The organism is Streptomyces sp. NBC_01808, assembly GCF_035917395.1.
In the GTDB taxonomy this organism is placed as follows: Bacteria; Actinomycetota; Actinomycetes; order Streptomycetales; family Streptomycetaceae; genus Streptomyces.
Genome location: NZ_CP109072.1, coordinates 4,750,959 through 4,763,800 on the forward strand (window position 1 = coordinate 4,750,959; position 12,842 = coordinate 4,763,800).

Annotated in this window: 10 protein-coding genes; 9 read left to right on the forward strand and 1 reads right to left on the reverse strand. The window is 71.1% G+C overall.

Translation table 11 applies throughout. The features are described from left to right. Positions 1–227: 227 nt before the first annotated feature. Positions 228–1,250, reverse strand: coding sequence for a LacI family DNA-binding transcriptional regulator (locus OG946_RS21000; RefSeq protein ID WP_326797594.1), 1,023 nt, complete (start codon positions 1,248–1,250; stop codon positions 228–230). A gap of 385 nt (positions 1,251–1,635) precedes the next feature. Here OG946_RS21000 and OG946_RS21005 point away from each other — a divergent pair, with 385 nt between their 5' ends. The 9 genes from OG946_RS21005 (at position 1,636) to OG946_RS21045 (ending at position 12,835) form a co-directional block, all read left to right on the forward strand. Further along, positions 1,636–2,739: a glycoside hydrolase family 172 protein gene (locus OG946_RS21005; RefSeq protein WP_326797595.1), complete on the forward strand. Its 1,104-nt coding sequence runs from the start codon at positions 1,636–1,638 to the stop codon at positions 2,737–2,739. Between the two features lie 59 nt (positions 2,740–2,798). Further along, on the forward strand, positions 2,799–4,202 hold the full coding sequence (locus OG946_RS21010; RefSeq protein ID WP_326797596.1) for an ABC transporter substrate-binding protein: 1,404 nt from the start codon (positions 2,799–2,801) through the stop codon (positions 4,200–4,202). Next, entirely contained in the window at positions 4,199–5,161 is a 963-nt protein-coding gene (locus tag OG946_RS21015; protein WP_326797597.1) for a carbohydrate ABC transporter permease, read from the forward strand. The genes OG946_RS21010 and OG946_RS21015 overlap by 4 nt, the downstream gene beginning before the upstream one ends. Beyond that, the gene (locus tag OG946_RS21020) at positions 5,151–6,023 is read left to right on the forward strand and encodes a carbohydrate ABC transporter permease (RefSeq protein ID WP_125936463.1); all 873 of its coding nucleotides are present in this window, start codon (positions 5,151–5,153) and stop codon (positions 6,021–6,023) included. The genes OG946_RS21015 and OG946_RS21020 overlap by 11 nt, the downstream gene beginning before the upstream one ends. A 103-nt stretch (positions 6,024–6,126) precedes the next feature. Beyond that, a complete protein-coding gene (locus OG946_RS21025) occupies positions 6,127–7,545 on the forward strand; it encodes an L-fucose/L-arabinose isomerase family protein (RefSeq protein WP_326797598.1) in 1,419 nt (472 codons plus the stop codon). A gap of 2 nt (positions 7,546–7,547) precedes the next feature. Continuing rightward, complete coding sequence (locus OG946_RS21030; RefSeq protein WP_326797599.1) at positions 7,548–9,131, forward strand: sugar ABC transporter ATP-binding protein; 1,584 nt, start codon at positions 7,548–7,550, stop codon at positions 9,129–9,131. 7 nt (positions 9,132–9,138) lie between these two features. Continuing rightward, positions 9,139–10,326: an ABC transporter permease gene (locus OG946_RS21035; RefSeq protein ID WP_326797600.1), complete on the forward strand. Its 1,188-nt coding sequence runs from the start codon at positions 9,139–9,141 to the stop codon at positions 10,324–10,326. Beyond that, a complete protein-coding gene (locus OG946_RS21040; protein ID WP_326797601.1) occupies positions 10,323–11,345 on the forward strand; it encodes a substrate-binding domain-containing protein in 1,023 nt (340 codons plus the stop codon). Before OG946_RS21035 ends, OG946_RS21040 begins: the two co-directional genes overlap by 4 nt. Before the next feature lie 5 nt (positions 11,346–11,350). Further along, entirely contained in the window at positions 11,351–12,835 is a 1,485-nt protein-coding gene (locus tag OG946_RS21045) for an FGGY-family carbohydrate kinase (RefSeq protein ID WP_326797602.1), read from the forward strand. Positions 12,836–12,842 lie beyond the last annotated feature (7 nt).

Here is a 12,842-nt window from a genome sequence, read left to right on the forward strand (position 1 = left end):
GCTGGTGGCGTAGGCGGCCTGCGTGGCGGGTCGGGGGCCGACGGCCGGCCGGGGGGGACTGTTGCGGGGCGAGCCGGGCGCTGTGGGCTGTGCGCCTGTACGTACGCCACAGGGCGTGCTCCGGTGGCGGGCTGTCTGTCACAGGGGCGGCTTACCCTGGGGCGGGGGTGCGGGGGAGAGCGTTATGCGTCCCCCGCCGCCGCAGGCTGCGCCCCCGCCGCCTTGGCCTACGCCTCCTCCGTCCCCGGTCCCGACGTCGACTCCCTCACCTGCAGTGCCGTCCGCAGCACCACCGTCTGCAGCGGCCGTTCCGTCCCCGCGATCCGCTCCTGCAGCAGCCCCGCCGCCGTCCACCCCAGGTCGTACGACGGCAACTGCACCGTCGACAGCGGCGGGCGGACCAGTGACGCCCACGGGACGTCGCCGAACGACAGGACCCCCGTCCGCGGCGGCTCCGTGCCCGCCTCCCTGAGGGCCTGCAACGCGCCCACCGTCATCAGGTTGTTCGCCACGAACACCGCGTCCGGCGGCGACGGCAGCGCCAGCAGGTCCCGCATCGCCGCCCGGCCGCCCTCGACCCGGAAGTCGGCGTGCCGTACGTACTCAGGCGGCAGCGTGCCCCCGTCCGTCTCCCGCAGGTGGTCGCGCATCACCGCGCGGTAGCCCGCCAGCCGGTCGTCGGACGTGGACGCGCCCTCCGGGCCCGCGATGCACGCGATCCGGCGGTAGCCGCTGCGCAGCAGGTGCGCGGTGGCCTCCTCGCCGCCGTGCTGGTTGTCGACCATCACCGCGTCCACGGACGCGCCCCGCGGCCGCCGGTCCACCGCGACCACCGGCATCCCGCGGCCCTCCAGCACGGACAGGTCCGTCCGGTTCCGCGACGCCGCGGCCACGATCACGCCCGCCATCTGCTCGGCCGCCGCGATCTCCAGATAGCGCCGCTCCTTGTCCACGTCCTCGTCGGTGTTGCACAGCACCACCGACAGGTTCGTCTGCTGCGCCGCGTCCTCCACCCCGCGCGCGAGCGACGTGAAGAAGGGGTTCTCGATGTCCGGGATGATCAGCCCGATGACGCTCGCCCGCTGCATCCGCAGCGACCGCGCCACCCTGTTCGGCGAGAAGCCCAGCTCCGCCGCGGTCTTGCGGACGCGCTCCGCGCGTTCCGCGGTGACCCGGCCTCCGTTGAAGACCCGGGAGACAGTGGCCGGCGAGACCCCCGCGGCGCGCGCCACATCGTTGATGGTCGTCACTTCTCCGCTACCTGAACCTCTCACGCAGGCGCGGGAGTCGGCCGCGCGTCCGGTGCCCTGCCGCCCATTCTCCGCCAGTCCGGGGCCCGGTCGGACCGCCTCGGGGCATCGGATACGCGCATCCGGCGGTCCCGCGATGCGGCCCGCGGCGCGGCCCCGGCATCCGGTCGGGTACGTGGACGGGTCGGCGCGGACGGTGTTTTCCACGGTCTCGTACGGACCTCTTGACACCGTCTTGCGTGAACTCTACGTTCGCGTGAAATGGATTTCAAGGGATTTCCGGTGGGGCCGCCTCACGTCACCGGAACCCGCTCAGTTGCTGCGCGCGCACTTGGGATGACCCTTCGCCACACCCGTACGAAAACGATTTCACAACGGAGCGTCCATGAGCACCACGTTCGGCCTGGATGACCTCGCCCGTACGACCCCCGCCGTCACCCGCTCGATCAGCGCCGAGAACCCCACCGGCGCCAAGGGCGCCGGCGGTGCCGCCACCGAGGGCACCGGCGCCCGGGCCGCGAGCCGGCTCGGCCAGGGCTGGAAGGTCTCCCCGAGCATCGACATCGCCCCCGGCGAGACCGCCGTGCTCGCCGAGATCGACGGGCCGGGCACCATACGCCACCTCTGGTGCACCACCGCCCCGCACGCCGCCTGGCGGCAGACCCTGCTGCGCGTCTACTGGGACGGCGCCGAAACCCCCGCCGTCGAGGTGCCGCTCGGCGACTTCTTCTGCAACGGCTGGAGCGTCTTCAGCCAGGTCTCCTCGGTGCCCGTCACCGTCGCCCCCAACGGCGGCTTCAACGCGTACTGGCCCATGCCCTTCCGCCGCCGCGCCCGCGTCACGCTGGAGAACCTCGCCCCCGAGCAGATGACGCTCTACTACCAGATCGACTACGAGCTGGCCGACGTCCCCGCCGACGCCTCCTACTTCCACGCCCAGTGGCGCCGCAGCAACCCCGTCGACGAATCCGGCATCCACACCCTCCTCGACGGCGTCACCGGCGCCGGCCAGTACGTCGGCACGTACCTCGCCTGGGGCACCAACAGCCCCGGCTGGTGGGGCGAGGGCGAGCTGAAGTTCTACCTCGACGGCGACGAGGACTGGCCCACCATCTGCGGCACGGGCACCGAGGACTACTTCGGCGGCGCCTGGAACTTCGACGTCAAGCCGCACGGCTACACCGCGTACACCACGCCCTATCTCGGCCTGAACCAGATCCTCCGGCCCGACGGCCTCTACGCGAGCCAGCAGCGGTTCGGGATGTACCGCTGGCACGTCCTGGACCCCGTCCGCTTCCAAGAGGACCTCCGCGTGACCGTGCAGTGCCTCGGTATCGGCGCCGGACAGGGCAACGGCCTCAAGCACCGCTACCGCAAGAACCGCGACGACATCGCCTCGACCTCCCTGTTCTACCTGGACGCGCCGTCGAGCGCAGCCCTCCCGGCCACCCCCGGACTGCTCGACCTGGAAGTCGACGCCCCCGACTGAGCCCGTACGAGCCCCCGCGCTCCCGACCCCAGCACCCACCCGACAGACAGGGGCACGACATGCTCCACCACGGCAACGGCGCCGTACCCGCCCGGGGCGCCCCCGCGCGCCGCCGCACCCCCGGCGCCCCCTCGCGCCGCCGCTTCCTCGGCGGCACCGCGGGCGCGGCCGCCGCCGCGACGGCCGCCGCGACCCCGCTGCTCAGCGGCTGCGGCGGCTCCGCGAGCGCCGGCGGCGGCACGCTGAAGTTCTGGCACTTCTACGACCCGAAGGCGTCCGACCCCGCGATGGTCGCCCAGTCGAAGTGGTTCGACAAGCTCATCAAGGACTGGAACGACACCCACGACGTCAAGATCGAGCCGTACTTCGTCCCCGGCGTCAGCTACCAGGGCTCGAAGATGGTCACCGCCTTCGCCGCCGGCGCGGGCCCCGACATCTTCCTGCTCAGCCCCGGCGACTTCACCCGCTACTACAACGGCGGCATCCTCGCCGACCTCACCCCGCACCTCGACGACGGCGTGGTCGAGGACTACGGCACGAGCCTCACCAGCCGCACCGTCGACGGCAAGGTCTACGCCCTGCCCATGGAGGTCGAGCCGCTGGCGATGTTCTACAACGTCCCCGTCTGGGAGAAGGCCGGCCTCTCCGAGGCCGACATCCCGACCACCTGGGACCAGCTCCTCGACACCGGCGACAAGATCCGCAGCAAGACCGGCGCCGCCGGGCTCGTCTTCCACACCGACCCCGGCTACTACCAGAACTTCACCTGGTACTGCTGGATGTGGCAGGGCGGCGGCGAGGTCGTCGACAAGGCGGGCAACGTCGCCTTCGACTCCAAGGGCGCCCGCCAGGCCCTCGGGCTCTGGCAGGACGCCGTCGAGGCCGGCATCGCGCCGCGTACGCTCCCCGCCGCCGACGACCGCATCACCGCCTTCACCTCCGACCTCGCCGGCATGTGGCAGATCGGCATCTGGGAGGTCCAGGCGTTCAAGGCGGGCGCCCCCGACCACGAGTACGGGGTCTTCAAGCTGCCCGTACCGCCCGGCGGCGAGTACACCACCACCCTCGGCGGCTGGTCGTTCTGCGCCAGCACCCAGGGCGCCAACCCCGACGCCGCCGCCGAGTTCTGCGGCTGGGCCCTCGGCGGTATGTCGGATGAGTCCATCGACCGCACCGTCGAGTGGTGTACGGGCGTGAAGTCCGACATCTCCCCGCGCACCTCCGCCCTGGAGCGCGGCGCGGAGCGCGGCGGCTACGACTCCTGGGCGATGAAGAAGTTCAAGGAGGACATCTTCCCCGGCGGCCGGGCCGAGCCCCGCTACCCGCCGATCGTCTACAAGGCGATCTCCGACGCCATCCAGGCCACCATGCTCGCCGGCAAGGGCGTCGACGGCGAGGCCGACCGGGCCGCCCAGACGATCGATGCCTTCATGAAGAGCTATAAGGGGGCGAGCCTCATATGACGAGCATCGCCACACAGCAAGAGCGCGCCCCCGGCGCCGTGGAGCGCGCTGCCGCTCCCGCGGGTCGGCGCAAGCTGGGGCGCAAGGGGCGCGAGCGGCTGGCCGCCGCGTTGTTCCTGCTACCCGACACCCTCGGCCTGGGGCTCTTCGTCGTCCTGCCGATGCTGCTGTCGTTCGTGCTGAGCTTCTTCCAGGTCTCGGGCTTCGGCTCGTACGAATGGATCGGTGTCGGCAACTACGAGCGCATGTTCAACGACCCGTACTTCTGGTCCTCGATGTGGGTCACCGCGAAGTACGTCGTCATCCTGGTGCCGACGCTCTTCGTCGTCAGCCTCAGCCTGGGCGTGCTGATGAAGCAGATGTTGCCCGGCATGGCGGTCTACCGCACCGCACTCTTCCTGCCCCACATGCTGAGCCTCGTCGTCGTCGGCCTGCTGTGGAAGTTCATGCTCGACGACCAGACCGGCGTGGTGAACAAGGGCGCCGGCGAGGTGGGTCTGGGCGCCCGCTCCTGGCTCGGCGACCCCGGCCTCGCGCTGTACGCGGTGATCGCGGTCACCGTCTGGTACTACATGGGCTACTACATGATCATTTTCCTGGCGGGCCTCAACGAGATCCCCCGGGAGCTGTACGAGGCCGCGAAGATCGACGGCGCCGGACCCTGGACCTCGTTCCGGCAGATCACCTGGCCGCTGCTGAAGCCCACCAGCTTCTTCGTCCTCATCGTCAGCACGGTCGCCGCGATCACCGGCACCTTCGACCTCATCTTCGTGCTGACCGACGGCGGCCCCGCCAACGGCACCGCCGTGGCGATGTTCTACATCTACCAACAGGCGTTCGTCTTCGGCGAGTACGGCTACGCCGCGGCCCTGGGCTCCTTCCTCGTCGTGGTGATGGTCGCCCTGTCCTGGCTGATCTTCAAGGCGACCAAGGGCGGGAGGTTCGACGATGAGCACTGACACCCTGGCCGGCGGCACCACCGCCGCCCGCCCCACCCCGCTGCGCGGCCCCGGCCGCCGCCGTGCCCGCGCCGGGCTCACGGTGCTGGCCATCGTGCTGTCGGTGCTGAGCGTCTTCCCGGTCCTCTGGCTGATCACCTCGGCGATCAAGCCGCGCGAGGCGGTCACCGACGGCAAGCTGCTGCCCGAGGACGTCACCTGGGAGAACTTCCGCTACGTCCTCACCGAGGTGGCCTTCGACCGCTGGCTGTGGAACAGCTTCTTCACCGCCGCGATCATCACGATCCTCGCGCTGTTCTTCCACTCGATGGCCGCCTACGCCCTGGCCCGCCTGCGCTTCCCCGGCCGCGACGGCATCTTCGTCGTCATCTTCTCCACCCTGCTGATCACCCCGCCGGTGATCCTCATCCCGCTGTTCATCGTCGTCCGCGAGATGGGCATGCTCGACAGCTACGCGGCCCTCATCATCCCGCCGCTCTTCAACGCCTTCGGCATCTTCCTGCTGCGGCAGTTCTACCTCGGTATCCCGCGGGAGCTGGAGGAGGCGGCGATCGCCGACGGCGCGGGCTACTGGCGGATCTACTGGAGCATCATCCTGCCGCTGTCCCGGCCCATCCTGGCCGCGCTCTCGGTGTTCTTCTTCCTCGCCAACTGGAACGCCTTCGCCTGGCCGCTGGTCGCCACCAGCAGCGAGAACCTGACCGTCACCCAGGTCGGCATCGCGTCCTTCACCACCCAGTACGGCTCGAACTGGAACTACATCCTCGCCGCCGCCGTGGTCGCGGTGATCCCGATGCTGATGCTCTTCCTCTTCTTCCAGCGCCAGATGGTCGAGTCCATCAAGACCTCCGGCCTCAAGTAACGCGCCGCCGCCCGCCCGTACGCGCAGGCGTCACCTCGCGCGCGTACGCCACCGCAGCACCGTCACCACGCATCACAACCGCACGCAATTGGAGGCCAGCCACATGGCACGCATCGGTCTGCTGTCCATCTCCGACGGCCGGGACTACGTCCAGCGGGACGTACGCGACCACGTCTCCCGCGCCGCGCGCGAGCTGGCCGCCATGCTCACCGACGCCGGGCACGAGGTGATCGTCGCGCCCGAGCACGTGGAGTCCAACGTCCTCGCCACCTCCCAGGCCCGCTGGCTCGCCGAGCGGCACGTGGACGTGACGATCTTCCACCACTCCGTGTGGACGTTCCCGCACTTCACCATGCTGGCCGCCGAGTCCACGCCGGGACCGATCCTGATGGTCGCCAACCTCGACCCCCAGTACCCCGGCATGGTCGGCCTCCTCGCCGGCGCCGGCGGCCTGGACCAGATCGGCCGCGTCCACGCCCGCGCCTGGGGCGACCTGGCGGATCCCGCGGTACGGGACCGGATCCTCACCCACGTCCGCGCGGGCGCCGCCGTGCAGCAGTTGCGCGGCTCCACCTTCGGCCGGATCGGCGGCCGGCCCATGGGCATGTACACCGCCACCGCAAACACCGACCAGTGGATGAAGGTCTTCGGTGTCGACGTCGAGGAGATCGACCAGTGGGAGGTCGTGCGGCGCAGCGAGAACGCCGACGCGGCGCGGGTGAAGAACGCCCGTACCTGGATCGAGCGGCACGCGGCCGGCGTGGAGTACGACGGCGACCGGCTCACCCCCGAGCTGCTGGAGCGGCAGATCCGCGCGTACTACGCGATGCGCGAGCTGATCGAGGAGTGGAACCTCGACTTCTCCGGCATCAAGGGCCAGCCGGAGCTGACCGCGAACTTCTGCACGATGGACGTCGCCGAGGCGTTCCTCAACGACCCGTACGACTGGGAGGGCCCGAAGGAGACCCACGTCACCTCCACCGAGGCGGACATGGACGCGGCGCTGACGATGCAGGTGCTCAAGCTGCTCTCCGGCGACCCCGTGCTCTTCGCCGACGTACGCCACTACCACACCGACAAGCAGGTCTGGGACCTGTGCAACTCCGGCCAGCACGCCACCTGGTACGCGGCCCGCTCCGACGACCCCGCGGAGAACCTGCGGCACGTCAGCTTCCTGCCGGAGGTCTTCTACTTCCCGGCCGGCGGCGCGTCCGTCCAGCACCTCGCCGCGCCGGGATCGATGACCTTCGCCCGGCTCACGCGGCTGCGCGGCGAGTACCGGATGCACGTGATGCGCGGCGACCTGGAGCAGTACGACGCGGAGACCAACGAGCGCATGATGCGCGCCTCCACCTGGGAGTGGCCGCACGCCTTCGCCCGTCTGAACGCCACGGCGGAGGAGTTCCTCACCCGCTTCGGCAGCAACCACATCCACGCCGTCCCCGGCGACTACGTCGCCGACCTCCGCGCGGTCTGCGACCAACTGGGCATCGCGTACGACGGCTTCGGAGACGCCGCGTAGCCATGACAGACCACGCAGGCACAGCGCCGTTACTGGCGATGCGCGGGATCGCCAAGTCGTTCCCCGGTGTGCAGGCCCTCAAGGGGGTCGAGCTGACCGTGCACGCCGGGGAGGTCGTCGCGCTCCTCGGCGAGAACGGCGCGGGCAAGTCGACGCTCATGAACGTCCTCGCCGGGGTCCACCCCGACTACGAGGGCGTCATCGAGCGCGACGGCGTGCCCGCCGCCATCCACTCGCCCAGGGACGCGCAGCGGCACGGCATCGGGATGATCCACCAGGAGCTGAACCTCGTCCCCGAGCTGTCCGTCGCCGAGAACGTCTTCCTCGGCCGCGAGCTGCGCACCGCCCGCGGCACCGTCGACAAGAAGGCCCAGGAGACCCGCGCCCGCGAACTGCTCGCGGGCCTCGGCCTCGCCGTGCCGCCGCGGCGGCCGGTCAAGCACTGCCGGCTCGCGGAGCAGCAGCTCATCGAGGTGGCGAAGGCACTCAACCTCGATGTCCGGCTGCTCGTCATGGACGAGCCGACGTCGGCGCTCGCCGACGCCGAGGTACGCCGCCTCTTCGCCGTCATCCGCGACCTGACCGCCCGCGGCGTCGGCGTCGTCTACATCTCCCACCGCCTGGAGGAGCTGGAGGAGATCGCCGACACCGTCACCGTGCTGCGCGACGGCGCGTACGTCGCCAGCCGCCGGATGGCCGGGACCACCCGGGCCGAGCTGGTCCGGCTCATGGTCGGCCGCCCCCTCGGCGAGCTGTTCCCGCGCCGCGCCGAGCAGCACCGCGGCGGCGAGGTGCGGCTCGCCGCCGAGGGGCTGACGTACGTCGCGCAGGACGGCGGCCCGTCGCTGTACGGCGTGGACCTCTCCGTACGGGCCGGGGAGATCGTCGGGCTCGCCGGGCTGATGGGCGCCGGGCGCAGCGAGGTGCTCCAGGCGCTCTTCGGCCACTACGGCACCCGGGCGCACGGCCGGATCGCCGTGGACGGCCGCCCGTACCGCCCGCGCAGCCCCGGCCACGCGATCCGCCGCGGCCTCGCGCTGGTCGCCGAGGACCGCAAGGGGCAGAGCCTCGTCACGGCCAACACCGTGCGCTTCAACGGCTCGCTCGCGGCCCTCGCCCGCTACCGCACCCCGTGGCGCACGGTGCACAAGCGCCGCGAACGGGCCGCGGTCGCCGGGCAGATCGAGGCGCTGAAGGTGAAGACGCCCGGCATGGAGACCGCCGTACAGCACCTGTCCGGCGGCAACCAGCAGAAGGTCGTCCTCGCCAAGTGCCTGCTGACGAAGCCCAGCGTGCTGCTCATGGACGAGCCGACGCGCGGCATCGACGTCGGCGCGAAGGCCGAGATCCACCGGCTCATGGACGAACTGGCCGCGCAGGGCACCGCGATCCTCGCGGTCTCCTCCGAGCTGCCGGAGCTGATCGGCATGTGCGACCGGGTGCTGGTGCTCTGCGAGGGCCGGCTGACCGGCGAGTTCCACCGGGATCCGGCGCGCGGGCCGCAGGCCGGCCAGGAGGCCATCCTCACCGCGGCGATGGCGCGCGAGACCGTCACCACCCACCACCTTCGAGGAACGCGGAGCTGAGGCGGAGATGACCAAGACCCAGCCGGAGGCGGCGACCGCCGGCGACGAGGGCCCGGACGGGGCCGTGTCGCGGGCCCGGCGGATCCTGCCGGTGCTCGGCTCGCTGCAGGCGTACATCGGCCTGATCCTCATCGTCGCCCTCGGCGTGATCACCAAGGGCGACGTCTTCCTCAACCAGACCAACCTGACCAACGCGGTCGGCGCGTTCGCCACCCGCGGCATCCTCGCGGTCGGCGTCACGCTGGTCATCCTGGCGGCGGGCATCGACCTGTCGGTCGGCTCGCTGATGGGCTTCGCGTCGATGTCCGCGGCCATCATGGTGGCGCACCACGACATGCCCGTCTGGCTGATCGTGCCCGCGTGCATGCTCATCGGCGCCGGCTTCGGCCTCGCCAACGGCATCGGCACCGCGTGGCTGAAGATTCAATCGTTTGTCATGACTCTGGCGATGATGTCGATCGCCAGAGGGCTCGACCGCAAGATGAGCGACAACGAGTCAGTCGGCACCCTCGTCGCCGGACCCGACGGCGAACTCACCGAGAACTCCGAGTCGTTCCAGAAGCTCGGCACCCCCGACAACAACGTCCTCGAAGGCATCCTCGGCCCGGACGGCATCTACTTCCCCGTCCTCGCCTTCCTCATGGTCTGCGTCGTCTTCCACCTGCTGCTGTCCCGCACCACCTTCGGCCGGCACGTCTACGCCGTCGGCGGCAACCCCACCGCCGCCCGGCTCTCCGGCATCAACGTCACCTTCGTCATCATCGCCGTCTTCACCCTCTCCGGGATGCTCGCCGGCTTCGCGGGCCCCATCGACGCGGCGTACAGCGTCTCCGCCGACCCGCAGGCCGGCTACACGTACGAACTCGACGCCATCGCCGCCGCCGTCATCGGCGGCGCCTCGCTCGCCGGCGGCAAGGGCACGATCATCGGCACCTTCGTCGGCGCGCTGATCCTCACCCTGCTCGACAACGTCCTCGGCCTGAACGCCGTGGACGACAACTGGCAGTTGGTCATCAAGGGCTCGATCGTCGTCCTTGCGGTCGTGCTGCAACGCCCCGACCTGCTGCAGAGCATCAAGAACGGCATCGACAGGCTACGCGGCGGCCGATCCCGTACGGGACCGGGCCGCACCCCCGCCAAGGCCCAGGTCCCCGGCCAGTCCCCGGCCCCCGCTTCAGAGGAGACCCCACGTTGAGCACCAGCACCAGCACCAGCACCCGCACCCTCCGCCGCGCGCTCACCGCCGCCACCGCCGTGCTCGCCGCCACCGCGCTGGCCGCCGGCTGCGCCTCCAAGACCGAGGAGGGCGGAGGCGGCGGCGAGAAGGGCGCCGGCGACGAGTTCGTCATCGGCTACTCGCAGGCCAACAACGCCGAGCCGTACCGCGCCCAGCTGAACAAGCAACTGGAGCACTACGTCAAGGACTACCCGAACCTCAAGCTGCTGCCGATCGCCGACGCCCAGCAGGACAACGCGCAGCAGGTCAGCCAGATCCAGCAGTTCGTCCAGCAGAAGGTCGACATCCTCATCGTCTCGCCGAACGAGCCCGCCCCCGTCACCCCCGCCGTCGAGCAGGCGTGCGCCGCCGGCATCCCCGTGATCATCCTGGACCGCACCGTCGACACCGAGTGCTACACCTCCTTCATCGGCGGCGACAACCGCGAGATCGGCAAGAAGGCCGGCGAAGCCGTCGTCCGCGAGCTGCCTGACGGCGGCAACGTCGCCGAGCTGCGCGGCCTGCTCTCCACCGAGCCGCAGAAGCAGCGCCACGACGGCTTCATGGAGGCCATCGGGGCGAACCCCGACATCAAGGTCGTCGAGGAGCGCGAGGGCAAGTGGCTCCAGCCCGAGGGCACGAAGATCATGCAGCAGTGGCTCGCCCGCGGCACCGACATCGACCTCGTCTACGCCCACAACGACCCCATGGCCATCGGCGCCCAGCAGGCGGCGAAGGCCGCGGGCAAGGACGAGATCACGTTCATCGGCATCGACGGCCTCGCCATCCCGGACGGCGGCATCCGCGCGGTACAGCAGGAGCGGATGGCGTACACCTACCTGTACCCGACCGGGGCGGAGGAGGCCGCGAAGACCGCGGCCGACATCGCCGCGGGCAAGAAGGTGGAGAAGAAGCAGATCCTCGGCACGGTGGAGATCACCAAGGACAACGCCGAGGACGTCTACGCCAAGTACGACATGAGCGGGAAGGTCGACTGACAATCATGGGGCTCCTCCTCGGCATCGACATCGGCACCTCGTCGTCCAAGGGCGTGCTCGTCCGCGGTGACGGCACGCTCGTCGCCCAGGCCGTACGCGAACACGCCACCTCCACCCCGCGGCCCGGGTGGGTCGAGCACGATGCCGAGGAGGTGTGGTGGGCGGACTTCACGGCGCTCGCCGCGGAGCTGACCACCGCGGCGGGGGAGGGGATCGACGCCGTGGGCGTCAGCGGGATCGGGCCCTGCCTGCTGCCCGTCGACGCCGCCGGCACCCCGCTGCGGCCCGCGATCCTCTACGGGGTCGACACCCGGGCCGGCGCCGAGATCGAGGCGCAGACCGCCAGGTACGGCGCGGAGACGGTCATCGCGCAGTGCGGCTCGCCGCTGACCAGCCAGGCCGTGGGGCCGAAGCTGGAGTGGCTGCGCCGGCACGAGCCGGAGGTGTACGCCCGTACCCGCCGCTGGTACATGGCCAGTTCGCTGCTGGCGCACCGGCTCACCGGCGCGTACGTCCTGGACCACCACTCCGCGAGCCAGTGCACGCCGCTGTACGACCTGCGCGAGCGGCGCTGGATCGCGGAGCGGTGCGAGGAGATCGCGCCGGGTCTTGAGTGGCCCGAACTGGTGTGGCCCGCCGACGTCGTCGGCGAGGTCACCCCGGCCGCCGCTGCCGCCACGGGCCTGCCCGCCGGGATCCCCGTGGTCGCCGGCACGGTCGACGCCTGGGCGGAGTCCACGGCGGTCGGCGCCACCGGCGCGGGCGACCTGATGCTGATGTACGGCACGACCATGTTCCTGGTCAACGTCGTCGAGCAGCCGGTGTCCAGCCCGAAGCTGTGGGGTACGGCGGGCGCCTTCGCCGGCACGTACTGCCTCGCCGCCGGCATGGCCACCTCCGGCGCCGTCACCGGCTGGCTGCGCGACCTCACCGGGTCCGACTACGCCACCCTCGTCGCCGAGGCCGCCGCCGTCCCGCCGGGCGCCGAAGGGCTGCTGATGCTCCCGTACTTCGCGGGCGAGCGCACCCCGCTCTTCGACCCCGACGCCCGCGGCCTCGTCCACGGCCTCACCCTGCGCCACACCCGCGGCCACCTTTACCGCGCCGCGCTGGAGGCCACCGCGTACGGCGTCCGCCACAACCTCGCCGCGATGACCGAGGCCGGCGGCGCACCGGCCCGTCTCGTCGCGGTCGGCGGCGGCGCGCGCGAGCTGTGGACGCAGATCGTCTCCGATGTCACCGGCAAGGAGCAGCAGATCCCCCGCCACCTGATCGGCGCGGCGTACGGCGACGCCTTCCTGGCGGCAGTCGGTGCCGGTACGGCGGCACCGGCGGACATCGCCGCCTGGAACCCCGTCGAGTCGACGGTCACCCCGGCCCCGGCCGCGGGTGCCGTCTACGAAGACCTCTACGGCCACTACCTCGACCTCTACCCGGCGACGAAGGACGTCGCCCACGCCCTGGCCGCCCGCCAGCACGCGGACGCCTGACTCGTAC

Coding starts and splice junctions, on each gene's coding strand:
- OG946_RS21005 (WP_326797595.1), top strand. CDS start 1,636: ATGAGCACCACGTTCGGCCTGGATGACCTCGCCCGTACGACCCCCGCC.
- OG946_RS21010 (WP_326797596.1), top strand. CDS start 2,799: ATGCTCCACCACGGCAACGGCGCCGTACCCGCCCGGGGCGCCCCCGCG.
- OG946_RS21015 (WP_326797597.1), top strand. CDS start 4,199: ATGACGAGCATCGCCACACAGCAAGAGCGCGCCCCCGGCGCCGTGGAG.
- OG946_RS21020 (WP_125936463.1), top strand. CDS start 5,151: ATGAGCACTGACACCCTGGCCGGCGGCACCACCGCCGCCCGCCCCACC.
- OG946_RS21025 (WP_326797598.1), top strand. CDS start 6,127: ATGGCACGCATCGGTCTGCTGTCCATCTCCGACGGCCGGGACTACGTC.
- OG946_RS21030 (WP_326797599.1), top strand. CDS start 7,548: ATGACAGACCACGCAGGCACAGCGCCGTTACTGGCGATGCGCGGGATC.
- OG946_RS21035 (WP_326797600.1), top strand. CDS start 9,139: ATGACCAAGACCCAGCCGGAGGCGGCGACCGCCGGCGACGAGGGCCCG.
- OG946_RS21045 (WP_326797602.1), top strand. CDS start 11,351: ATGGGGCTCCTCCTCGGCATCGACATCGGCACCTCGTCGTCCAAGGGC.